The organism is Microtetraspora niveoalba (genome assembly GCF_001570405.1).
Lineage (GTDB): Bacteria > Actinomycetota > Actinomycetes > Streptosporangiales > Streptosporangiaceae > Microtetraspora > Microtetraspora niveoalba.
In genome coordinates, this window is sequence record NZ_BBYM01000010.1 from 104,160 (window position 1) to 126,682 (window position 22,523).

Consider the following 22,523-nt stretch of genomic DNA (forward strand, 5'->3'; position numbering starts at 1 on the left):
TCGAGGCGCGTGCCGGCGGCGCCGAACCGGGGCCCGGCGGCGAGCGCCGGACCCCGATGGCATCCCTTTTTTCCTAGGAGTCATCCCAGGTCGTGTTCTCCCTGAGAGGGGATCTCCCGCTGTGGGCCCAGGTCGTGTCCACGGATCTCCGCCGTGGCGAGGATCCGTGGGGACACTTCCTAGACGATCGAACCGGACCAGACGTTGGCGGCCTGCTTGTAGACGCCGTACGTCTCCCCGTCGAAGTACGGGGACATGCTGGTGTCGATCCGCTTGTTGCCGTCACGGTCCGCGACGGCGATGGTCACGCCGTTGAGGTAGCCGAGGCGGCGGTTGTTCTTGTAGTTGAGCAGCCACGCCGAGCCGAGCGAGCCCTCACCGGTGAAGGACGACTTCACGCCGACGAGCTCCTCGCCCTTGATGGCCGGGGCCTTGGCGGCGAACGTCTTGCCGTACGACCACTTGAGCGTCTGGCCGGTGTAGGCGTGGTTGCCGTCCGGGTGGGAGCCGCTCGGGTAGCCGAAGACGAAGACGTTCTTGCCGACCTTCTGGTTGTAGGCCAGGCCCTGGCCGCCGACGTTGTCGCCCAGGCGGCCGGCGTTGGAGACGCTGCGGATGTAGTAGTGGTCCTTGTAGTACTTCTCCTTGCTGGAGGTCTTGATCCAGCGCTTGAGGAAGTACTGCTTCTTGTACGCCTCGACGTAGCGCTTGCCGCGCACGATCTTGAGGTCGCCCAGGAAGTTCTTGTCCCTGCGCAGCTTGTGGTACTCGATCATGGAGATCCGGTTCCACTGGTCGCTGCTGTTGCCGCACCAGGACGGGCACTTCTCGCCGTTCTTCATGGCGTTGGTGCCGTTCGGGGCCGCCTTGTAGGTCTTGGCGTCCACCTCGACGGCGGTCAGCTTGATGCCGTCGATGCCCTTGGTGTAGTACTCCTCGTGCTTGGCGTGGCCGTCGGCGGGCGGGTCCACCTCCACGCTCTCGGGGTCGAGCACCTTCTTCCAGTACGGTCCGCCCTCGGTGTACTTCTCGGCGAACTCGGCGGCGCTGACCTCCTCGGAGAGGATCTGCTTGTCGCCGGTGTAGGCGTCGTAGGTCTTCTTGTCGACTTCCTTGTCACCGGCCAGCTTGATGCCGTTGTAGACGGTGACGAACGCGTAGTCGCGGTCGCCGTCCTCGTAGACGTCGAAGTCGTAGTGCGTGAACGCCTGCTTGCCGACGTAGATGCCCCACGGGGTCTTGCCCTGGTAGTAGCCGGGCACGAAGACCCACTTGTCGAGGGTGGCCTTGTTGCTCACGGTGTCGTACACGCAGTGGCCGGCGGTGGCGACCAGGTTGCGGTACTTCGACTGCACGGAGGTGGCGGTGCACCAGTGCGGCTTGTTGTCGGCGCCGAGGAAGAACACCTTGCCGGTGGTCTTGGGCAGGTTGACGTTCTTGGACTTCGAGGACGACTTCTTCTCGTCCCCGATGGCGGGGACCGTACCGGCCTTGCTGCTCGCGGACGGTCCGCCGGTCGAGATGTGCTTGGCCGAGACGGTGGTCTCGACGTTGTACGGCGTGGCCTGCTTCAGCATCTGCGCCGACCAGAAGAAGGCGACCTGCTGTGCGGCCTGAGAGGTCCCGGCCAGCGTCTCCTTGACGCTGTAGCCGCCCGCCTGGGCCGGGGAGGCCACCAGTCCGGCGGCCAGGAGGCCGGTGAGGGTTCCGCCGATGGCGAGGGTGCGCTTCAAGGGAAAAGCTCCTTGGGCTGTCGTGGGACGTCATCTGCGCCCCATCCGTCAGTTAAGGACAGGTCAAGAACCTACAAGCCACACCAACTGCCCGTAAGGCTGTTTGAGGTCATCGTTTGCGCAGGTCGGACGAGTGACCATTTCGTTATCCAAAAGACGATCAGTTCGAGACAATGGCATTTGACCAGGTCAGATGCCATATTTGGCACTACCTCATGACCGGCCCTCGCTTCGGCAGTCAGGGCGCGAACTGTGACGTGAATCACATAAAGAAGATGGCACGGATTTCGCCTTGGAACCGTCTAAATCGGCCGCGCTGCGGCGAGCGCCCCCTGAACGATCTCTGGGAGCGCCGCACACAACACCCACCCGGTCACTGTGCGACATCACTCATGCCGGTTCGGTAACCAACGAAGGGGTGCGGCGCCTCTCACACCGGTACGGGCACTTCCACCTTGGACTCGAATGTCGGGCGAGGAGGAGAACGGGCGGCGCCTGAGGCGGAGGGCCCGGGACGGGCGGCCGGAGCCTAGGCGCCGGCCTCCGCGGGGGCGGCGTCCGGCGCGGGGGCGGCGTCCGGCGCGGCCTCCTCGATCGGCGCGCGCAGACCGCGTACGCCGGGGGAGAGCAGCGCGAGCAGGGAGACGGAGGCGACGATCGCCGCGCAGCCGAGCAGCGCCGGGCGCGGACCGACCGCGACGGCGACCGGGCCGGCCAGCAGCAGGCCGATCGGGCCGAACATCAGCGAGCCCAGCGCGTCGTACGAGCTGACCCGCGACAGCGCCTCCGGCGGCACCTCCCGCTGCATCGTGGTGTTCCACAACACGCCGAAGATGTCGAAGCAGATGCCCATCACGACCGCCGCCGCCACCACTGTCCACAGCGGAGCCGCCGACCCGAGCAGCAGGTACGGCAGAGCAGTCGGCAGGGTGAGCAGGGTCGCGACCAGGATGGGACGGCGCGGCCGCAGCCGCAGGGTCACCAGGATGCCGGCGATCATGCCGACGGCCTCGCCCGCGAGGACCGCCGACCAGGCCGGCGCCCCGCCCAGGCTCTGCTTGGCCACCAGCGGCCCGAGCACGCCGTGGGCGGCCTGCATCGCCATCACCAGGATGGAGAACTGCGCGACCACCACCCACAGCCACTGCCGCGAGATGAACTCGCGCCAGCCCTCGCGCAGGTCGGCGAGCACCGAGTGACGTTCCGCGGCGGAACGTTCCGCGGGGGTGAGACGCAGCGCGCTCACCAGCACGGCCGCCGTCGTGAACATCGCGCCGCTGACCACGAGCGACCAGCCGGCGCCGAGCAGGACCACCGCCGCTCCGCTCAGGACGAGCCCGGCGACCCGCGAGATGTTGGTGCCGAGCCCGAGCAGGGCGTTCGCCGTCTGCAGCCGCTCGGCGGGGACGACGTCGGGCACGACCCCGGTCAGCGCGGGAAAGAAGATCGCGGTCGCGACGCCGCTGACGGCCGCCGCCGTCACCAGACCGGGAAGCGGCGTCCATCCGGTGAGCATCATCGCGGCGAGGCAGAAGTACGCCGCCGCGTTGAGCCCCTCACCCGCCATCATCACGCGGTGCCGGGGGAACCGGTCCGCGATGACGCCGCCGACCAGCATGAACGCCACCATCGGCAGCGCCTCGGCGGTGAGGACCATCGACAGCGTGGTGGGGGTCGCTCCCGGCAGCGCGAGCACGCCGAAGGCGAGGGCGACGGGGGCGAAGCCGGTGCCGAGCACCGAGATCGTACGCGCGGCGAGCAGCAGGGCGAAGCGCCGATCCCGGAGCATGCCGAGATCGCGACGGACGTTGTGCACTGCTGCTCCTCGTTCAAGACCCCCGACCCGGGGTCCATAGTGCCGTCCGCACCCCTGAGCTGTCGCTTCATTTAAAGCTCGGGCCATCCCACGCTCGGGACCGCGTGTTCCGCTGAGCCGGTCCGGCGGGAGCGGGACGGCCGGGCCCGGAGCGAGCCGGGGGAAGAGGTCGCGGCCGGCCGGGGCGATCCATATCTCGGCGCTATGGATTTTTGGAGGGTACCCGCCCTCCCGGCTCTCGGTGTCAGCTTTACGCAGCCCACGTCGTGGGCTCCCCTCACCCCCCTGTAGAGGAGTCACGAGAGTGAATCCCAAGATCAGGCCCGGTGTCGTCGCCGTGCTGGCGACGGCGGTGGCCGCCGCCTCGCTGGCCGCGGCACCGGGCGCATCAGCCGCACGGGCGTCGTCCGTGCCGGCCGGATCGAGTCCGGTCGGATCCGCGCTCGCGGGTTCGGCACTGGCGGCGTCCGCCGCCGACCCCTCCCCGGCCTTCAGCCCGCCGGGCTCGGACGAGCGCAAGCGGGCGATCAGCAGCGCGGGCAGCGCGCTCCTCACCGACGCGGACGAGCTGCACGCGTCCGGCGACGACGCGTTCGAGCTCGAACGGACCGTCGCCGGCACCCAGGGCCTCCAGTACCTGACCTACCGGAGGACCCACCGCGGCCTTCCCGTGTACGGCGGCGACGTCGTGGTCGCCACCGACAAGTCGGGCCAGGTCGTCGAGTCGGTCACGACGGGCCAGCGGGCCGATCTCAAGATCGACCCGAGGACCTCGGTCACCGCCGGCGAGGCCGCGTCCAAGGCCAGGGCCAAGCTGGCCGCCGTCGAGAGCGTCGGCGAGCCCACCCTCCTCGTGCACGCCGTGGGCGAGAAACCCCGCCTCGCCTGGGAGGTCGTCGTCACGGGCACGACGGAGAAGAAGGCTCCGAGCGTGCTGCACGTCTACGTGGACGCCAGGGACGGCTCGGTCTTCGACGCCTGGGACGAGGTCAAGGGCGGCACCGGCAACAGCCACTACAACGGCACGGTGTCGTTCAACACCTCCGGGTCCGGCGCGTCGTACTCGATGACCGACACGACGCGTCCCGGACTGCGCTGCGGCGGCCAGAACGGCACCGCGTACACCAAGACCAGCGACACCTGGGGCAACGGGTCGGGCACCAACCTGGAGACCGCCTGCGTCGACGCGATGTTCGCCGCGCAGAAGGAATGGGACATGCTGCGCGACTGGCTCGGGCGCAGCGGTTTCAACGGCTCCGGCGGCGCCTTCCCCGCGCGGGTCGGCCTGAACGACGTCAACGCGTACTGGAACGGCAGCTACACCAACTTCGGCCACAACTCGTCGAACAGCAAGCAGGCGACCCCGATCGACGTGGTGGCCCACGAGTACGGCCACGCCGTCTTCCAGTACTCCGGAAGCGCGCAGCAGAGCAGCGGCAACGAGGAAGGCGGCCTGAACGAGTCGACCGGCGACATCTTCGGCGCGCTGACCGAGCACTACGCCAACGAGCCCGCGCCGTACGACACGCCGGACTACCTGGTCGGCGAGGGGGTCAACCTCACCGGCAACGGCCCGATCCGCAACATGTACAACCCGGGCGCCCTCAATGACCCGAACTGCTACAGCACCGCGATCCCGAACACCGAGGTGCACGCGGCGGCCGGCCCGCAGAACCACTGGTTCTACCTGCTGGCCGAGGGCAGCAACCCCGGCGGCGGCAAGCCGTCCAGCCCGACCTGCAACAGCACCACGGTGACGGGCATCGGCATCCAGAAGGCGGGCAGGATCTTCCTGTCCGGCCTGCAGACCAAGACGGCCCCCTGGACGCACGCCAAGGCGCGGCGGGCCACGCTGAACGCGGCCAAGTCGCTCTTCCCGAACAGCTGCGTCGAGTTCAACGCGACCAAGGCCGCGTGGGCCGCGGTGAGCGTGCCCGCCCAGTCGGGCGAGCCCACCTGCACGGACCTGCCCGGCAACGACTTCTCGGTCTCGCTCAACCCCTCGTCGGGATCGGTGCGGCCGGGTCAGTCGGTGACCACGACCGTGAACACCGCGGTGACCGGCGGCAGCGCGCAGTCGATCACGCTCAGCACACGCTCGCTGCCGAGCGGCGTGAGCGCCTCCTTCTCGCCCTCGACGATCACCGCCGGGCAGACCTCGACGCTGACGATCAACGCGTCGTCGAACATCGGGAACGGCACCTACCCGGTGACGGTCGTCGGCACCGCCGCGAGCGGCACCAAGGAGGCGGCGTACTCGCTGGTGGTCGGCACTCCCCCGACCGGGGCGCCGGACATCGCGGTCGCCAACGTCACCGCGCACCTGAACCAGTTCCAGTCGATCGCGACCTCCAACGGCGGCACCCGCGCCTCCGGGTCGGCCGGCTACACCGCCTCGCTGAACTACATCAAGGGCAAGCTGGACGCGGCGGGGTACACCACGCGGATCCAGAACTTCACCTACGGCGGCGGCACCCACGCGAACCTGATCGCCGACTGGCCGGCCGGTCCCACCGGCCCGACGGTGATGCTGGGCGGCCATCTCGACAGCGTCAGCGCCGGTCCCGGCATCAATGACAACGGCTCCGGCTCCGCGGCGCTGCTCGAGGTCGCGCTGACCCTGGCCTCCCGCAACCCGACGCTCACCAAGCACGTGCGGTTCGCCTGGTGGGGCGCCGAGGAGCAGGGCATGCGCGGCTCCACCTACTACGTGCAGAACGGCGGCGCCAGCGGCGTCGAGTCGTACCTGAACTTCGACATGGTGGGCTCGCCGAACCCGGGCTACTTCGTCTACCACGACGACGCCGCCCTGGAGAAGGTGTTCACCGACTACTTCGCCTCGATCAACGTCCCGACCGAGCCGGAGACCGGCGCGGACGGACGGAGCGACCACGCGCCGTTCAAGAACGCCGGCGTGCGGGTCGGCGGCCTGTTCAGCGGGGCCGAGGGCGCGAAGACCTCCGCCCAGGCGCAGAAGTGGGGCGGCACGGCCGGCCAGGCGTACGACGCGTGCTACCACTCGTCGTGCGACCGGTACCCGGCCAACGTCAACACGACCGCGCTCGACCGCAACAGTGACGCCATCGCCGCGGCGCTGTGGAAGCTCGCGGCCAGTGGCACGCAGGTCCCGAACGACGACTTCGCGCTCTCGCTGAGCCCGTCGTCGGCCTCCGTCCAGGCCGGCCAGTCGGTCACGGCGACCGCCGGCACCCAGGTCATCAGCGGCAACGCGCAGAGCGTCACGCTGTCGGCCACCGCACCGGCGGGGATCACCGTCACGTTCAGCCCGTCCACCGTCACGGCGGGGCAGACCTCGACCATGACGGTCGCCACCTCGGCCACCACCACGGCGAGCACCTACACGATCACCGTGAACGGCCACGGCACCGCGGCCGACCACTCGGCGACGTTCACGCTGACCGTCGGCGGTGGCGGTCAGGGCGACACCTGGGCGCCGTACACCAACTACAACGTGGGCGACGTGGTGACGTACGGCGGGGAGCGCTACCGGTGCCTCCAGTCGCACATGTCGCTGCCCGGCTGGGAGCCGGCGATCGTCCCGGCCCTCTGGCAGAAGATCTGATCACTGAGCGGTGGGCGGTCACGGGGGACCGCCCACCGCTTCACTCTCCGAATCTGAAATGTCACGCTCCAAACGAAACAGATCGTTATTTCGTGACGTGGCTTGATTGCACAGACAACACAAGCGCCGTACTTTCCGGCTATGGATCTGGAGCTGCGTCACCTGAAAATCGTGACCGCGGTAGCGGAGGCGGGAAGCATCACCAAGGCCGCGACGCTGCTCGGCCTCGCCCAGCCCGCACTGACCGCGCAGCTCAAGCGGATCGAGCGCACGCTCGGCGGCGCTCTCTTCGAGCGCGACCGTTACGGCGCCCGCCCCACGCCCCTCGGCGAACTGGTCCTCAGCCGCGCCCGCGTGGTCCTGCCCGCGGTGCGGGAGCTCCAGGAAGAGGCGGTTCGGTTCGCCAACACGTACGACGGCATCACCTGCTTCCGCATGGGCGCCACCAACGGACCGATCCTCGGCGGCCTCGTCGCCCGGCTGACCACGAGCTGCCCCGAGACCCCGGTGAACACCTACACCTCGTGGTCCGCGCGGGAGCTGACCGGGATGCTGGCCACCGGCCGCCTGGACTTCGCGCTCGTCGGCACCTGCGGGGAGAGTCCGCCCCCTTCAGGCGACCCCGTGTTGTGGAGCACCGTCGGCACCGTCCCGGTCTTCGTCCTGCTCGGCGAGGACCATCCGCTCGCCGGCGCGGACGAGATCGAGCTCGCCCAGCTCGCCGACGAGAGCTGGGCGGTCACCCCCGGGGACGGCTGCTTCGGCGACTGCTTCGCCGCCGCCTGCGCCCGCGTGGGCTTCACCCCGTCCACCATGTACGAGACCGACCTGGCCACCTGCATCTACCTCGCCCAGCTCGGCCGCGCCGTGGTGCTCTGCCAGGCCACCTTCCAGCTCGTGCCCGGGATCGTCATGGTCCCCCTGGCCGGCGCGCCCCTGCACTGGCGGCAGCGCATCGGCTGGCACGCCGACGCCCCCGCCGCCCGGGCCGCGCCCATGATGATCGACCTCGCGATGGCCGCGCACGCCGACGCGATACAACGCAGCCCGCGATGCGCCGAATGGTTCAGGGCGAACCCGCAGTTCCACGCCATTCCATAACACCGAGACAGGGGAAAATCGGTAGATACCCCGGATATGTGATGGCCGTTACCTTGAGGGCATCCCCCACCCCCCTCAAGGAGAAAACGGCATGCTCCGCAGACACTCCGTCATCGCGGGCTGCGCGCTCACCGTCGCCGCACTGGCCTTCCCCGCCACCACGGCGCTCGCACAGCCCTCGACCCCCAGCCAGGAAACGTACGCCGCCCAGCCCGCCCCGCAGCCGCCGCCCGGCGTCGCCGAGGCGATGCAGCGCGACCTCGGCCTCAGCGCCGAACAGGCGCGGACCCGCCTCGCCAACGAGCAGCGGGCCGGCCAGACCGAGGCGGCGCTGCGCGCGGGCCTCGCCGACAACTTCGGCGGCTCCTGGCTGAGCGGGCCCACCGCCTCCCTCGTGGTCGCAACCACCGACGCGAACGCGGTGTCCGGCATCGTGGCGACGGGAGCCGAGGCCAAGGTCGTCAAGCACTCCCTCGCCTCGCTGAACGCCACCAAGGAGGCCCTCGACCGGGCCTCGGCCAAGGCCCCCGGCACCGCACCCGTCTGGTATGTGGACGTGCGGACCAACAGCGTCGTCGTGCTGTCCTCCGAGCCCGCCAAGGCCGAGGCGTTCGTCGCCGCCAGCGGCGCCGACCGCTCCCTCGTACGGGTCGAGAAGTCGGCCGAGCAGCCGCGGCCGCTCTACGACCTGCGCGGCGGCGACGCGTACTACATCGGCAGCGGCACCCGCTGCTCGATCGGCTTCCCGGTGACCCGCGGCGCCACGCAGGGATTCGTCACCGCCGGGCACTGCGGCACCACCGGCAGCTCCACCAGCGGCTACAACCGCGTCGCCCAGGGCACCTTCCAGGGCTCGTCCTTCCCGGGCAACGACTACGCCTGGGTCGCGGCCAACAGCAACTGGACCGCCCGGCCGTGGGTGTACAGCAACGGCGCCAACCTCCCCGTGCGCGGCGCGAACGTGGCGATCGAGGGCGCGTCCGTCTGCCGCTCCGGCTCGACCACCGGCTGGCACTGCGGCACGGTGCTGCAGCGCAACAGCAGCGTCACCTACCAGCAGGGCACCGTCTACGAGGTGACCCGCACCAACGTCTGCGCCGAGCCCGGCGACTCCGGCGGGTCGTTCATCTCCGGCGACCAGGCCCAGGGCGTCACCTCCGGCGGCACCGGCAACTGCGGCAGCGGCGGTGTCACCTACTTCCAGCCGGTCGGCGAGATCCTCGCGACCTACGGCCTCACGCTGACGGTCGAGGGCGGCGGCGGCAACCCCAGCCCGAGCCCCAGCATCCCGCCCGGCGGCACCACCTGGCAGGCCGGCACGTCGTACGCGGCGGGCGCCACGGTGACCTACGGCGGCGTCTCCTACCGGTGCCTCCAGGGGCACACGTCGATTACCGGGTGGGAGCCCCCGAACGTGCCCGCCCTCTGGCAGCGGATCTGATCACACGAAACGGCTCGCGCCGGCCGCCGTCTCCACCGCGGCGGCCGGCCCGCCCACCTGGTACCACCAACGGTTCGAACAGTGAGGACCATCATGACGATCGACGCCGTCGGCCACCTGGAGCGACTCGGCACGGAGCTGGAGCAGCGGCGCTTCGCCGTACGCGTCCGGGCCCGCGAGGGCCACGCCATGCTGAACGTCACCAACGTCGCCGCCCCCGCCCTGGCGGAGAGCGTGTTCACCGCACCGGACGAGGACGGCGACCTCTGGTTCTGGTTCCCCTGGCAGACTCCCATCGGCCCGGTGGCCGACATCACCGCGGCGGCCGACCGCATCGAGCGGGTCCTCGCCGAGGTCGGGCGTCCCGGCCGCGCCCCCGCGACTCCCTGACATCAACGCCGGCGGCGCGCGCATGACACGTCACACCCGGGGTAGGCGGGGGCGACCCCGGTTGCGACGAGTCGAGGAGATGCCGTGGCCACCGCTGATCCCGTACATGTGAGCGAGACCCTCTCGGCCTTCCCCTATCCGGGGACCCGGGAGGACCTCGTCCGCTTCGCGAGGCGCACGGGTGCGGACGAGAGCGTCGTGACGGCGCTGACCAAGCTGCCCGCCGGGCGGTACGCGAACTCCGCCGAGGTCATGCGGGCGGTCGCCGGCGACGACACCGGCCCCGGCCGCTGAGCACCGGCGGACCCGGAGTCCGGCCGGCGGGCCTGGCCGGACCGCGGGCCTGGCCGGACGCGCGGGCCTGGCCGGACGCGCGGGCCTGGCCGGACGCGCGGGCCTGAACCGGGCGGCATGATCAGGTGGTCAGGCGGGCGAGGCCGCCACGGCCACCGGCAGGCGCAGCGTCTCACCTCGGTGGATGTAGCGCACACGGTCCGAGAGACCCGCCCGATCCACTCGGCGGCGGAAGTCGTCGAGCGGCGAGGTGAACGCCTCGTAGTCGTCGTAGTGAATCGGAACGGCGATCCCGGGAGCGATCAGGCGCAGCCAGTCGACACCTTCCCGCCCGTCCATGGTCACGAGCACCCCGAGAATCTTCGTCCCGCCGAGGTGGACGATCCCGAGATCGATGTCGGGATACCGCCGCGGGATGGCCGCCAGCTCGGGGATCATCATGGTGTCCCCGCTGATGTACAGCCGCAGGTTCACCCGGCCGCCGTGGCCGAACTCCACCATGCTGCCCATGACCGGAGGCAGCACCGCCCCCATCGGCCCCCGCGCGTGCCGGCCCGGCATCGCCGTGACCGACAACGTCCGGCCCCCGTCCCCCCGGATCAGGTGCCGCTGCCAGGTGTCCATGCCCCGCGCCCGTCCGAACCCCTGCCGGACGAGACGCCGCGCGGCCTGCCGGGTCGTGATGATCGGCACGTCCCTGTCCAGTCCCCGGCGGGCCACCCGGTCCCAGTGGTCGCCATGCATGTGCGACAGCACCACCGCGTCCAGCGCGGGCAGGTCGCCGACGTCGATCGCCGGTTCCGTACGCCGACGCGAGCTCAGGCCGTAGCCGAGATAGGCCCGCTGACCGCGATGGAGGAAGTTGGGATCGGTCAGCACCGTGAAGCCGCCACACCGGATCACGGTGGTGGCGTTGCCGACGAAGAACACGCTCACATCGTCCAGATCGGTCATGGTCCCCCCGATTTCCGCGTTCCCGCTCTCCTGCTGCGTCTGACCCGGGCCCAGATGACGACCAGGTCGATGGCCGCGACCAGGGCGATGAAGGCGGCGATGCCGGACTCCACGGCCCAGACCCTCTCTCCCGTCGCGGCCGCGACGTACCCGAAGAAGACGGCTGCCGTGAGCGCGATGGGCAGCGCGATCCCGGAGAGGAGCGCCCGGGCGCGGATCGCACTTCGGGCCTCGATCGGTTCGGTGCCCCGTCGCTTGCCCCACATGAAGTCGTCCCCTTCCCCCGGAAGCGGGGGAGACACCCGGCCCGCCGCCGCGCCCCTCGGCCCGCGCCGCAGGCTCCGCTCGTACGGCCTCCTACGGGCACCCACCAACGTCGGCCCTTTAACCGCGCCAGCCCTTGAACCGCGCCGCCCCTTGAACCGCGCCGCCCCTTGAACCGCGCCGCCCTCGAACCGCGTCAGCCCTTGGACCGCGTCAGCCCTTGGACCACATCGGCTTTGGACGGCGTCGGCTTGCGGACCGCGTCGGCTTTTGGACCACGTCAGGATTCTGCGGATGGGGTGGGTCCGAGGGGATCGTGGCCCACCGACATCAGCGTGTGCCGCCACTGGTCGTCCCTGGCCGCCGCGGCCGGAGCCGCCGCCACCTTCTCCCGCACGAAGTCGACGACACGGCGCATCACCACGACGTCCTCGTCGGTCAGGTCGACCTTGCGCTTGCCGAGCACGTGCAGGACGCCACGCCCCAACTCCTGGACGCCCAGGTCCGGTTCGGCCGGAAAGGCGTTCTCACCCGACGCGGAGGTGAGCAGCCAGGAGCGCAGCTCCGCCGACGTCATGTTGACCACCTCGTGGAACTCCTCCCAGAGCAGGTCCACCTCGGGGTCGGAGCGATCGGTCATGAGTCCCCCCTTCGACCAGGCTCGTCTACCCGCGAGCGCCCCACCGATGCCGGGGGCCGGGAGACCGGCGAAGAGGGTCCGGGGAAGGGGTCCGGGGGAGGGGGTCCGGGGCCGGGAGACCGGCGGAGGGGCCCGGAGGAATGGTGCGGGCGCGGAGAAAGACGAGACCCCGCCAGGATGCTCCTGACGGGGTCTCGACGTGTGCGTAACCGGTGCCGGGTCGCCTCTCGGCGAAAGGCACAACGCGGCTCCAGCCGAACGGTAGTCCGCGAAGGCTGAATTAGGTGAGGCCCGGGGACACCTGCACACCGGCCACGATGGATGTAACCACCGGCCATCCGGCTTTGTTCCCCGGCCTCCGAAATTCAGAGGGATGCGGGGTGCCGGCCGAAGCGGCCGCGCCACCCGGTACCACCAGGTCGCCTTCTCCCGCCAGGCTGGGACATGCAGCCACCGCACCACCCGGTCCCCTGCCAGGCAGGGACATACAGCCACCGCGCCCTCCAGTCCCCATCCCTTGCCCGACCAGGACACGCAGCCACCGCGGCACCCGGTCGCCTTCCCTTGCCCAGTTAGGCGCCGCGGCCGTGCGGGTCTTCACCTGAGTCAAGCGGCTCCTGCTCAGCTCCGGTTCTCAGCCGACACGGCCCGTTCGATCGGTGCAAGCGATCAAGCAGCCGTGCCGGGGCCCGAAGGAGCCCGCGCCCTTCCTGCAACCGCCCGCGCGACAGCGGCAGGACCCGCCCCTGCCGTAAGGAGCCGGCGCCCTTCCCACAACCCGGCCGCGCGACAGCGGCAGGCCCCCGCCGCGACGAGCGGGGGACACGTGCCATGTGCCGCACGGCGGGTAGGGCAGACGCATGGTGCACACGATCGACCGCGACGCCGTACAGAACCTGCTGGCCCGCCATGAGGCCCAGCTCGTCGAGGTGCTGCCCCTGGAAGAGTACGAGTGGGCGCATCTCCCCGGCGCCGCGCATCTGCCGCTCGCGGACCTCGACGAGGAGACGGCCGCCAGGCTGGACGCCAGCCGGCCCGTGATCGTCTACTGCCACGACCGGATGTGCGACATGAGCCCGCGCGCCGCCCGCCGGCTCGAACGCCTCGGCTTCGACCGGGTCCACGACTACGCCGAGGGCAAGATGGACTGGATCGCCGCCGGGCTGCCCTTCGACGGGCACGCCGTTATGGTCGCCCAGGCCGTACGGCGTGACCCGGTGATCGCCTATCTCGACGACCCGGTGGACGAGGTGGCCGAGCGGATCATCGCCGACCCGGCCGGGCTCGCCGTGGTGGTCGACAGGGACCGCCTCGTCCAGGGCGTGATCGGCCCGGCCGAGCTGAAGGACGTGCCGGCCGGTGCGACCGCCGAACAGGCCATGCGCGTCGGCGTCACCACCGTACGGCTCAGCGAGGACATGGAGCCCCTGGTCCGGCGCATGGACCGGCACAAGGTTCACCAGATGGTGGTGACCCATCCCGACGGCACCCTGGTCGGCCTGTTCGTCCTCGACGCCGTCCGAGCCCCCGAGTCCGAACCCGACCAGGGATAGCGCTCAGGTGCACTTCGTGATCGTGGTGGTCGCTATGAGGACGGCCGGCGCTGCATCATCACGCCCACGTTCCCCTTGACGCGCCCTGCCCAGGGGCAAGACGCCGCTCATCCCCACTCCGGCCCCGCCGCCCGGCTCACACGGACGGCGGTGCCGGGCAGACCGCGGTCAACCGGCCTGGAGCACTATCCGGGCGATCCGTTCGACGGTGGTGAAGTCGCCCGCGGAGGCGCGGTTCTTCATCACGCCGACGCTGAGACCCGTGGCGGTGTCGGCGAAGGCGGCGGTGCCGCCGCTGCCGGCCATGCCGAACAGGCTGGGGTCCGCGAGTGCCTCGGTCAGGCCGATCGTGTAGCCGAGCCCCCAGGTGGCCGGCGCGCCGGTGACCTCGTCCACGCCTGTGACCGCCGCCGAGGACAGCTCCGCCAGCCGGGCGGGGGAGACCAGCGTCCCGTTCAGGAGCGCGTCGTACAGGCGGGCCACCGCGCGGGCCGTCATCGTCGCCCCCGCCGGGATGTCCGAGGTCAGCACGTCCGAGCGGTTGCTGAACGCCGCGTCCGGAAGCGCCGCCATCGGAGCCGCCGTGTAGCCGTCCACGACGCGGAAGAACGGGATCTCCGCCATCATCTCAGCGGCCATCTCAGTGACCCCCTCCTCCTGCGCTCCCTCCGGGGTCTCGGCGGACGGCTCCATCATGGGGAACGGGGCGTCCTCGATCCTGGCCAATCTGTGGAGCTCCGACGCCGGGACCCCGAAGAAGAGTTCGTCCGCCACTCCGAGCGGCCCGGCGACCTCCTCCCGGAGAACCTGCGAGATCGCCTTTCCGGTCACCCGGCGCACGACCTCGCCCAGGATGTAGCCGTACGTCTGGGGGTGGTAACCGGAGCGGGTGCCCGGCTCCCACCACGGCACGGCGTTCGCGATGACCGCGCACGTCGCGTCCCAGTCGCACAGGTCCTCGGGTGTGGTGCCGACGGGAAGCCCGGGCACACCGGTCGCGTGCGTCAGGGCATGCCGTACGGTCGCCTTGCCCTTGCCACGAGCCGCGAACTCGGGCCAGACGTCCGCGATGGGCGTGTCGTAGTCGAGGGCGCCGCGCTCGGCCAGCACGTGGACGACGGCCGCCGTCACCCCCTTGCCCGTCGAGGTGGCGTAGACCGGGGTGTCGGAGGTGAAGACGCGAGCCGCCTCCGGATCGGCGACACCCGCGACCGCGTCGACCACGAGCACCCCGCGCCGACAGACCGCGACCTGCACCCCGCGCTCGGCTCCCGACGCGACCAGTTCGTCGATCGCGTCCTGCACGTCCCGCTGAAGATCCGCCATTGTGGTTCCTCTCTCTCGTTGGCTCCCTCATGAGACGAGAGCGGCGCGAAAAAGGAATCGGTCATCAGAGCGCGGCAGGCAGGCCGAACCGCGGGAACACCTCGCCTCCGTACGTCGTGACCTGTGTGACCAGGCCGTCCTCGACGCGCAGCACGCCCAGCCAGGACGGCGAGAAGCCGGACTCGCCGCGCCTGCGGAGGTACGCCGCCGCGGCCGGCTGCCGGTTGGCACGAGCGGGCAGCATCCGCCACTCGCCCCACGCCTCGGGACCCACCATCGCCGGTGTCCACGACGCCACGAACGACTCACGTCCGAGGATCCAGATCGGCTCGGGCGGCATGGACTGCCACACGTCCGCCCGGAGGATGCCCGGCAGGATGGACGGATCGGCCCGTTCGACCGCGTCCATGTAGCGCCGCAGGACCGCGCGCTCCTCGGCGGTGGGCTCGGCCGTCGCGGCCCACTCCAGCCGCCGCTCCGGCAGGTGCTCCTTGATGGCCGGTCTGGCCCGCTGCAGGGCGCTCTTCACGGCGGCGACGGTGAGATCGAGCGACTCGGCGGTCTCCTGCGCCGACCAGCCGAGCACGTCGCGCAGGATCAGCACGGCACGCTGCCGGGGCGGCAGGTGCTGGATCGCCACCAGGAAGGCCAGCTCGATCGTCTCGCGGTCGATCACCTCGTCGGCCGCGTCCAGCAGCACGTCCGGGTACGGCTGGAGCCAGGGGACCGCACCGGAGGCGGGCGCCTCGATCCCCGGATCGGCCGCGGCCGGGGCGGAGCGCGGCTGCGGAGTGCGGGGATGCGCCCTGAGATGGTCCAGGCACGCGTTGGTGGCGATCCGGTACAGCCAGGCGCGCAGGCCGGACTCGTCCCGCAGCGCCTCCCGGCGCCGCCAGGCCCGCAGGAACACCTCCTGCACCAGGTCCTCGGCCTCGTCGAAGGAGCCGAGCATCCGATAGCAGTGAATGTGCAGCTCGCGCCGGTGCTCCTCGACCCGCGCCCCGAAACCCTCCATCACCGTCATCCGATCCGCTCCCATCCCGCCCGGCATGCCGTCGAGTCATCCAGGTAAGCACGCGTACGCACCGCATGGGGTGGGAAGCGCGCCGCCCGCGCACGCCGCGCGGTTGTGGAAAGCATGCCGCACGCGCGGCACGTCGTTCCCGGTCGATGCACAGCCTGTGGACAACTCGCGACGGGACCGCGATCAGGTGGCGGCGGCCGCCCTTCGCCGGTCCTCCGGGACGACCATCGGCGTCCCCGTCTGCGGGTCGGGGACGATCTCGCACCGCAGGTCGAAGACCTCCTCGACCAGGGCCGGGGTGACGATCTCGGCGGGGGCGCCCTCGGCGACGATCCTTCCCGCCCGCATGGCGACCAGATGCGTGGCGTAGCGGCACGCCTGGTTCAGGTCGTGCAGCACGGCGACGATCGTCTTGCCTTCGTCGCGCAGTTCCCGGCAGAGCTCCAGCAGCTCGTACTGGTGCGCGATGTCGAGAAAGGTGGTCGGCTCGTCGAGGAGCAGCAGGTCCGTCTGCTGCGCGAGCACCATGGCGATCCACGCGCGCTGCCGCTGACCGCCGGAGAGTTCGCCGACCTGCGCCTCCGCGAGGTCGTTCAGGCCGGTGCGTTCGAGGGCGAAACCGATCGCCGCGTCGTCGTCGGGGGACCACTGGCGGAGCAGGGTGTGGTGCGGGTAGCGGCCGCGCCGCAGCAGTCCGCGAACACTGATCCCGTCCGGGGCGATCGGATTCTGCGGCAGGAGGGCGACCCGGCGGGCCGCCTCCCTGCCCCGGTACGACCAGATGTCCCTGCCGTGCAGCATGACGCGCCCGCCGGCCGGCCGCAGCCCGCGGGCGAACGCTTTGATCATGGTCGACTTGCCGCACCCGTTCGGCCCGATGATCATCGTGAACCCGCCGTCCGGGATCCTGAGGCTGACGTCGCGCACGACCGGGACGGCCCCGTACGAGATCGTGACACCCTCGGCGACCAGACCACTCGCACCTGACGGGGTGTTCATAGGCTTCCCTTCCTCCATTCGCGGGTCAGCAGATAGCCGAGGTAGAGGCCGCCCACGGCCAGCGTGTAGATGCCGACCGGCAGGTTCCCGGGGACGGGCGACTGCTGCGCGGCGAGATCGGCGAGCACCAGCAGAAGCGCGCCGACCAGCGCGGCCGACACCAGATGAGGGCCGGGCCCGCCGGTCAGCCGCCGGGCGATCTGCGGAGCCGTCAGGGCGATGAAGGCGACGGGGCCGGCGACGGACACGGCCCCCGCGGAGAGCACCACCGACAGCACGACGGACACGGCTCTGGTGCGCGCCGGTTCGGCCCCGAGCGCGGCGGCGACCTCGTCGCCCATCTCCCCGATGACGAGGCGGCCCGCCACGAGCACGACCAGGGGCGCCACGACGAGGAGGACCGCCCAGATCGTGGCGGCGTGCTCCCAGGAGCGCGCCGCGAGACTGCCGTTGAGGTACGCGGTGAGAGCGGTGGCCCGGTCCCGCTCGACGGCGTACACGACGTACTGGGTGAACGCCGTCGAGACGGCGGTGACGCCGATGCCGGCGACGATGAGACGCCCAGGGTTGCGGAACCCGGTGCCGGTGGACACGTAGAGCAGGGCCATGGCCCCCACGGCGCCGACCAGGGCGCCGACGGGCACCGGCAGCACGCCGGGCAGGAACAGCGCGACGACGGCGGCTCCCGCCCCGGCGCCCGCGGACAGTCCGATCACGTCGGGGCTGCCGAGAGGGTTGCGGGTGACGGTCTGGAACAGCGCGCCCGACAGCCCGAGCGCGGCCCCCGTTCCCACGGCGACGGCCAATCGGGGCCCGCGCAGGCGTTCGAGCACGAACGCCTCCTTCCCCTCCGCGCCTCCGAAGACGGCCCCGGGCAGGTCCGCGAGGGGGATGCCGAGCCGGCCGAGGGACAGGGTGGCGACCGCGGCCACGACGATCAGCGCCACCGTGACGATCACGACGACGACGGACGCGCGCCCGACCGGGATCGCCACGGCTCGGCCGAATGTGACGACTCCGCGCGGGGAGACGGCGCGGATGGGTGTCATGAGGCGCCCTTCATCCTGCGTACGGCGAGCAGCAGCGCCGGAGCCCCGACGAACGCGGTCACGACGCCGACCATCAGCTCCTGCGGCCGCAGGACCAGCCGGCCCACGACGTCGGCCAGGAGCAGCAGGGCAGGGCCGACGACCGCCGAGAACACGATCCGCAGCCGGAAGTCCACGCCGACGAGCGCCCGCACGATGTGCGGCACCGCCAGGCCGACGAACGCGATGGGCCCGACGGCGGCGGTCGCCGCCGTGCTCAGCAGCACCGCCGCGACGAGCCCGCCCGTACGGGTCAGGGCCGGGTTGGCCCCCAACGCGGACGCGGACTCGTCGCCGAGGGCGAGCGTGTTGAGCGCCGGGCTCAGCAGCACGGCGACGAGGAGGCCGAGCACGGCCGGCGGAAGGACCGCCCCCAGGACGTCGAAGTCCCGCCCGCCGAGGGCGCCGACCACCCAGTAGCGGTAGCTGTCGAAGACGCGCGGCTTGCCCAGGGTCACCGCCTGCACGTACGCCGTCAGCACCGCCGAGACGACGGCCCCGGCGAGGACGAGCCGTACCAGACCGGCTCCGGAGCCCGCGGCGCCGATGACGTGGACGAGGAGACCGGCGAGGAGGGCCCCGGCCAGCGCCCACCACACGCCGGCCCACTGACCCGACGCGCCCAGGAAGGCGGTGGCCGTGACGATCCCCGCCGCCGCGCCGGAGGTGATGCCGAGCAGACCGGGGTCGGCGAGCGGGTTCCGCGTCACCCCCTGCATGAGCGTTCCGGCGACGGCGAGGCAGAGGCCGGCGAACACGCCGAGCGCGGTCCGCGGATAACGGCTCTCGACGACCGTGGCGACGCCGGGGTCCGCGGTGCCGTTCAGCACGGCGAGGACCTCCGAGATCGACGTGGGGCGGCTGCCGAAGGCGACGCTCGCGAACACCGCGAGCCCGAGCACGACGACCGCGACGAGCCCGATGAGCCCGATGAGCGGGAACGACGGCCGCCGCGTGGGGCCGGGGCGCTTCGCGCCGGCCTCACGCGGCGGGGTGCCGGTGCCGGTGACCATGCGGGGCTGGACGGTTCTCAGCGGTCGATGGTCGCGACGGCCTTGTCGATCAGCGGCAGATAGCGGTCGATCACCCACGGCACGGTCAGCGGGTTGATGATCGACGACGCGGTGACGAACGAGGTGTCGTCACTGGCCACGACACCGCCGCGCTTGACCGCCGGGATGGCCGCGTACAGCTTCTGCGCCTCGATCTCCTTGCGGGTCTTCTCGTCCGTGTAGAACGTGAAGAGCAGGTCGCTGCCCTCGAGCTTCTGCGCGTTCTCCAGCCCGATCAGGGCGGAGGCGGTGCCCTTGGTCTCCTCGAAGGAGTTCACCACCGGGTCGACGGTGAGCCCGAGCGACGACACCATCTCGACGCGCTGCTCCTCCGGCTTGAACACGCCCAGGGTGCCGGGGCCGCTCGTGTAGATGTAGGAGAACGTCACGCCCTTGTACTGCGGGCGGCTCGCTGCGGCGTCGGCGAGCTGCTTCCTCACCTGGGCGATGAGGTTCTCACCGTCGGCCGACCGGCCCATCGCCTTCGCCACGATCTTGATCTGCTCGTCCCACTTCGTGCTCCACGGCAGGCCCGGGTACGCGACGGTGGGCGCGATGTCCTTGAGGATGTCGTACTGCTCCTGTGTGATGCCGGACCACGGCGCCAGGATCAGGTCGGGGTCGAGCTCGACGATCGTGTCGTAGTCGATGTCCTCACCGCCGTCGAACTGCTTCGGCAGCGTGCCGCCGGCCTTGGTCACCGCCTCGTGGATCCACGGCAGATAGCCGGTCTTGTCGCTGCCCCACGCGTAGCTCTCGATGCCGACCGGGATCTGTCCGAGCGCGATCACGGTCTCGGTCGACCCCTGCCCGAGGGTGACGATGCGCTTGGGCGCCTCGGGGATCGTCGCCTGGCCGAGGGCGCTGTCGACCGTCACCGGGAACGCGGTGCTCTCGGTCTTCGCCGGCGCTGCCGCGGCGGGCTCCTTCTCCGCTGCCGAACAGCCGCCGAGCGCCAGGACGGCCGTGGCGGCGATGGCCGAGAGGGTGAGCGCACGGCGACGCACGCGGGACAAGCTGAACGACATGGGTGTTCCCTGTTTCTCCTGGACCGCGCGGCCTTTCCCCACCATCACAGGAGAAAGGGAAGGGCCCGGGGACGAGCCCATGCTGAGACTGCGCAGGTCATCACCTGAACTAGAGCAGCTTAGGTAAGGCTAACCTATGAAATGTCGGGTTTTCAATCTACCCTCGCCTTACCCGGCCGCCCCGTCCCGATCAGGCCATGTCGAAGAAGCGGCGCTCCAGGTCGGTCGCGCGCCGGAAGACGTCCAGGACCCCGCCCTGCTCGGCCTCCGAGAGCGCCGGGCCGATCCGGTCCAGTTCCCCGCGCAGGAATCCCACCCAGCCCTCGAAGGCCGGGCCACTGTGCAGGTCGATCCACTCCCGGTACACGAAGTCCTCGGGGAGCGGATCGACCGCGCGTTCCGCCCAGCCCAGGTACGTCCACTCCGCGACGCACAGCACCGCGATGATCCGCGCGTACGACTGACCGTGGCGGGCCTCGTCCATCAACGCGCGGAACTCGACCGTGACCGGCTCCGGCGTCACGGGGGATGCCGGGTCCTCGCCGAGAGCCGCGAGCGCCCGGTGGAAGTAGCCGCGCTCGGCGTCGGCCACGGTGAGCCCGAGGAACCGGGCGACGGGGACGCGCGCCTCGAAGGTGTCCGCGGCCGCCACGGCCGCGCCGAGCAACGCCGTGAAGGCGTCCACGAACTGGAAGTCCTGCACGAGGTACCGGCGCATGTCGGCCTCGCCGCGCAGGATCGCGGCGGCGAACGGATGCGTGACCACGGCGGTCCAGTCGGGCTCGCTCGACGCGCGCAGCCACTCGCTGAACCGGGTATGCCCCCCGGCCGCGCACCAGTCGGCGTATGAGGTGAAAGACGTCATGACTGGCATCGTCTCAAGTCGCCCTCCAGCGGCTACCCGACCAGCGTCGCGTAGCGCTGCCGCAGCGCCTCCTGGTCCCGCGGCGACCAGTCCAGCGTCTCACCGCTCAGACGCGACTCGATCAGGTCGAGGATGTGATGCCAGCCGGCGGCGTTGCGGGAGAGGATGGTGGTCAGGTCGTCGCCCGCCGCGATGGTCGCGGCGGCCGCCCGGATGTCGTCCATGCGCAGCCTGTGGGTGAGGACGAGCAGCGCGCCGGTCGGGGCCGCGTCGATCCGCCAGGTGACGACGGCGCTGGGATTGACGTCCTCGAAATAGGTGTGCTCGAACAGGCGCGGCGGCTCCACCCGCAGGACACGATCCACCACACGATGACCGCCCTTGTGCTGGGAGACGAGAAGCCCTCCCGGACGGAGGTCCAGCTCAGTGCCAGTGCCCGACCATCGCTCGATCTCCGCCGGATCGGTGACGGCGCGCCACACCACGTCGAGAGGCCGCGCCAGGAGGCGCTCGTACCGGAAGGTGAGCTCTTCACCGTGACGCTCGATGGTGCCGTCGGTCATCCCGCTTCCCCCTGTCCGTCCTGAGCGGCCGACACCCGTCTCTCCGGAGGCTCCGCTCTCATCCCCATGGTCCGTCCGCCCGCTCGCCGGATGGAACAGCACGCTGATCCCGGCGGGGGCCTTGATCTAAAAGCACTGGGCGAGCTCCGGGACCGACAGTGGCCCGAGTGCCCGCCCTCCGCCCACTCGCCACGCGGCCACCATCCGAACCGCTGGATCAGGTTTCACAGCCCGCCGGATCCGAGCGCCACCCGGATGGCGGAGGCACGCCCACCTGTGCGGAACATGATGCCCTCAAGAAGCGCCACCGTGGCCGGCTCTCCGAACATCCAGCGACGGGCCGCCAAGCGTCGCCCTTGATCCCCATGAGCACGAACATGCCCTGGGACTGAATGTTGCCGGCGACCAGATCCGTCGAAAGCATGGGAACTGTGGCAAACAAGGGCGGGTTCATCGCGTTATTGGGCGCTTCGGCGAAACTACTGACCAAGAAGTTCCGCACGCCGACCGACTAATGCGCCTCCTGCTGTACGGCTCTCGCCCTGAGTGGATTTCGACGAGTGCCACCCCACCGCGCTTCCCTGACCGTACGAAGGGTCCGTCATGGCGCGGAGGGTCACAGAAGATCAAAAAAGGCAACCCCCGGAGAACGGAAGTTGCCTTTGATCGGGTGGGGCTACCAGGACTTGAACCTGGGACCTCTTCCTTATCAGGGAAGCGCTCTAACCGACTGAGCTATAGCCCCTCGTGCGTGCAACGAACGTTACCCCATCCGCAGGACGGAGGCGAATTCCGTTGCTCGAACGAGA

At 70.7% G+C, this 22,523-nt stretch carries 19 protein-coding genes and 1 tRNA gene; 6 read left to right on the plus strand and 14 right to left on the minus strand.

Annotated features, from left to right (window positions below; translation table 11 throughout):
- Positions 1-179 precede the first annotated feature (179 nt).
- Positions 180-1,733 (minus strand): trypsin-like serine peptidase, encoded by a 1,554-nt coding sequence (locus tag AWQ70_RS10690; protein WP_067173676.1) that lies wholly within the window; start codon positions 1,731-1,733, stop codon positions 180-182.
- A 529-nt stretch (positions 1,734-2,262) separates the two neighbouring features.
- Positions 2,263-3,549 carry an MFS transporter gene (locus tag AWQ70_RS10695; RefSeq protein ID WP_084516792.1) on the minus strand — a complete coding sequence of 429 codons (1,287 nt, stop codon included), beginning with the start codon at positions 3,547-3,549 and terminating at the stop codon, positions 2,263-2,265.
- A 304-nt stretch (positions 3,550-3,853) separates the two neighbouring features.
- On the opposite strand from AWQ70_RS10695, the gene AWQ70_RS10700 reads away from it, so the two are divergent.
- The 5 genes from AWQ70_RS10700 to AWQ70_RS10720 all read left to right on the plus strand — a co-directional run bounded on the left by AWQ70_RS10700 (position 3,854) and on the right by AWQ70_RS10720 (position 10,358).
- Positions 3,854-7,132 (plus strand): M28 family peptidase, encoded by a 3,279-nt coding sequence (locus tag AWQ70_RS10700; protein ID WP_084516794.1) that lies wholly within the window; start codon positions 3,854-3,856, stop codon positions 7,130-7,132.
- Positions 7,133-7,273: 141 nt separating this feature from the next.
- Positions 7,274-8,233 carry a LysR family transcriptional regulator gene (locus tag AWQ70_RS10705; protein WP_067173681.1) on the plus strand — a complete coding sequence of 320 codons (960 nt, stop codon included), beginning with the start codon at positions 7,274-7,276 and terminating at the stop codon, positions 8,231-8,233.
- Between the two features lie 91 nt (positions 8,234-8,324).
- Positions 8,325-9,674, plus strand: coding sequence for an alpha-lytic protease prodomain-containing protein (locus AWQ70_RS10710; RefSeq protein WP_067173685.1), 1,350 nt, complete (start codon positions 8,325-8,327; stop codon positions 9,672-9,674).
- Between the two features lie 93 nt (positions 9,675-9,767).
- Positions 9,768-10,064, plus strand: a complete 297-nt coding sequence (locus AWQ70_RS10715; RefSeq protein WP_067173688.1) for a hypothetical protein — start codon at positions 9,768-9,770, stop codon at positions 10,062-10,064.
- A gap of 84 nt (positions 10,065-10,148) precedes the next feature.
- Entirely contained in the window at positions 10,149-10,358 is a 210-nt protein-coding gene (locus tag AWQ70_RS10720) for a DUF2795 domain-containing protein (RefSeq protein ID WP_067173691.1), read from the plus strand.
- Positions 10,359-10,487: 129 nt separating this feature from the next.
- Here the strand turns inward: AWQ70_RS10720 and AWQ70_RS10725 are convergent, their stop codons facing one another.
- The 3 genes from AWQ70_RS10725 to AWQ70_RS10735 form a co-directional block, all read right to left on the minus strand.
- Positions 10,488-11,312, minus strand: coding sequence for an MBL fold metallo-hydrolase (locus tag AWQ70_RS10725; protein WP_067173696.1), 825 nt, complete (start codon positions 11,310-11,312; stop codon positions 10,488-10,490).
- The gene (locus tag AWQ70_RS10730; RefSeq protein ID WP_067173699.1) at positions 11,309-11,578 is read right to left on the minus strand and encodes a DUF6343 family protein; all 270 of its coding nucleotides are present in this window, start codon (positions 11,576-11,578) and stop codon (positions 11,309-11,311) included. The genes AWQ70_RS10725 and AWQ70_RS10730 overlap by 4 nt, the downstream gene beginning before the upstream one ends.
- 278 nt (positions 11,579-11,856) lie before the next feature.
- The gene (locus tag AWQ70_RS10735) at positions 11,857-12,216 is read right to left on the minus strand and encodes a DUF3140 domain-containing protein (RefSeq protein ID WP_067173702.1); all 360 of its coding nucleotides are present in this window, start codon (positions 12,214-12,216) and stop codon (positions 11,857-11,859) included.
- An 860-nt stretch (positions 12,217-13,076) separates the two neighbouring features.
- Between AWQ70_RS10735 and AWQ70_RS10740 the strand changes: the two genes are divergently transcribed.
- Positions 13,077-13,769, plus strand: a complete 693-nt coding sequence (locus AWQ70_RS10740) for a rhodanese-like domain-containing protein (protein ID WP_067173705.1) — start codon at positions 13,077-13,079, stop codon at positions 13,767-13,769.
- Between the two features lie 168 nt (positions 13,770-13,937).
- Here AWQ70_RS10740 and AWQ70_RS10745 read toward each other — a convergent pair whose 3' ends face one another.
- The 9 genes from AWQ70_RS10745 to AWQ70_RS10785 all read right to left on the minus strand — a co-directional run bounded on the left by AWQ70_RS10745 (position 13,938) and on the right by AWQ70_RS10785 (position 22,459).
- Positions 13,938-15,095 (minus strand): serine hydrolase domain-containing protein, encoded by a 1,158-nt coding sequence (locus AWQ70_RS10745; RefSeq protein WP_067173708.1) that lies wholly within the window; start codon positions 15,093-15,095, stop codon positions 13,938-13,940.
- 64 nt (positions 15,096-15,159) lie between these two features.
- Positions 15,160-16,119: an RNA polymerase subunit sigma-70 gene (locus AWQ70_RS10750; protein ID WP_067173712.1), complete on the minus strand. Its 960-nt coding sequence runs from the start codon at positions 16,117-16,119 to the stop codon at positions 15,160-15,162.
- A 183-nt stretch (positions 16,120-16,302) separates the two neighbouring features.
- Entirely contained in the window at positions 16,303-17,118 is an 816-nt protein-coding gene (locus tag AWQ70_RS10755; protein ID WP_067173715.1) for an ABC transporter ATP-binding protein, read from the minus strand.
- The gene (locus AWQ70_RS10760) at positions 17,115-18,167 is read right to left on the minus strand and encodes a FecCD family ABC transporter permease (protein ID WP_067173718.1); all 1,053 of its coding nucleotides are present in this window, start codon (positions 18,165-18,167) and stop codon (positions 17,115-17,117) included. Before AWQ70_RS10760 ends, AWQ70_RS10755 begins: the two co-directional genes overlap by 4 nt.
- Positions 18,164-19,219, minus strand: a complete 1,056-nt coding sequence (locus AWQ70_RS10765; RefSeq protein ID WP_067173721.1) for a FecCD family ABC transporter permease — start codon at positions 19,217-19,219, stop codon at positions 18,164-18,166. Before AWQ70_RS10765 ends, AWQ70_RS10760 begins: the two co-directional genes overlap by 4 nt.
- A 17-nt stretch (positions 19,220-19,236) precedes the next feature.
- Positions 19,237-20,286, minus strand: coding sequence for an iron-siderophore ABC transporter substrate-binding protein (locus AWQ70_RS10770; protein WP_067173724.1), 1,050 nt, complete (start codon positions 20,284-20,286; stop codon positions 19,237-19,239).
- Between the two features lie 190 nt (positions 20,287-20,476).
- Entirely contained in the window at positions 20,477-21,151 is a 675-nt protein-coding gene (locus AWQ70_RS10775; RefSeq protein ID WP_067173727.1) for a TenA family protein, read from the minus strand.
- Positions 21,152-21,183: 32 nt separating this feature from the next.
- Positions 21,184-21,714: an SRPBCC domain-containing protein gene (locus tag AWQ70_RS10780; RefSeq protein WP_067173728.1), complete on the minus strand. Its 531-nt coding sequence runs from the start codon at positions 21,712-21,714 to the stop codon at positions 21,184-21,186.
- Between the two features lie 671 nt (positions 21,715-22,385).
- Positions 22,386-22,459, minus strand: a tRNA-Ile gene (locus tag AWQ70_RS10785).
- Positions 22,460-22,523: the final 64 nt, after the last annotated feature.

What these genes read in the sequence shown, in the direction of transcription:
- AWQ70_RS10760 (WP_067173718.1), bottom strand. Translation starts at nt 18,167, where the DNA reads ATGACACCCATCCGCGCCGTCTCCCCGCGCGGAGTCGTCACATTCGGC.
- AWQ70_RS10730 (WP_067173699.1), bottom strand. Translation starts at nt 11,578, where the DNA reads ATGTGGGGCAAGCGACGGGGCACCGAACCGATCGAGGCCCGAAGTGCG.
- AWQ70_RS10710 (WP_067173685.1), top strand. Translation starts at nt 8,325, where the DNA reads ATGCTCCGCAGACACTCCGTCATCGCGGGCTGCGCGCTCACCGTCGCC.
- AWQ70_RS10725 (WP_067173696.1), bottom strand. Translation starts at nt 11,312, where the DNA reads ATGACCGATCTGGACGATGTGAGCGTGTTCTTCGTCGGCAACGCCACC.
- AWQ70_RS10715 (WP_067173688.1), top strand. Translation starts at nt 9,768, where the DNA reads ATGACGATCGACGCCGTCGGCCACCTGGAGCGACTCGGCACGGAGCTG.
- AWQ70_RS10780 (WP_067173728.1), bottom strand. Translation starts at nt 21,714, where the DNA reads ATGACCGACGGCACCATCGAGCGTCACGGTGAAGAGCTCACCTTCCGG.
- AWQ70_RS10775 (WP_067173727.1), bottom strand. Translation starts at nt 21,151, where the DNA reads ATGACGTCTTTCACCTCATACGCCGACTGGTGCGCGGCCGGGGGGCAT.
- AWQ70_RS10765 (WP_067173721.1), bottom strand. Translation starts at nt 19,219, where the DNA reads ATGGTCACCGGCACCGGCACCCCGCCGCGTGAGGCCGGCGCGAAGCGC.
- AWQ70_RS10750 (WP_067173712.1), bottom strand. Translation starts at nt 16,119, where the DNA reads ATGACGGTGATGGAGGGTTTCGGGGCGCGGGTCGAGGAGCACCGGCGC.
- AWQ70_RS10755 (WP_067173715.1), bottom strand. Translation starts at nt 17,118, where the DNA reads ATGAACACCCCGTCAGGTGCGAGTGGTCTGGTCGCCGAGGGTGTCACG.
- AWQ70_RS10735 (WP_067173702.1), bottom strand. Translation starts at nt 12,216, where the DNA reads ATGACCGATCGCTCCGACCCCGAGGTGGACCTGCTCTGGGAGGAGTTC.
- AWQ70_RS10745 (WP_067173708.1), bottom strand. Translation starts at nt 15,095, where the DNA reads ATGGCGGATCTTCAGCGGGACGTGCAGGACGCGATCGACGAACTGGTC.
- AWQ70_RS10770 (WP_067173724.1), bottom strand. Translation starts at nt 20,286, where the DNA reads ATGTCGTTCAGCTTGTCCCGCGTGCGTCGCCGTGCGCTCACCCTCTCG.
- AWQ70_RS10740 (WP_067173705.1), top strand. Translation starts at nt 13,077, where the DNA reads ATGGTGCACACGATCGACCGCGACGCCGTACAGAACCTGCTGGCCCGC.
- AWQ70_RS10705 (WP_067173681.1), top strand. Translation starts at nt 7,274, where the DNA reads ATGGATCTGGAGCTGCGTCACCTGAAAATCGTGACCGCGGTAGCGGAG.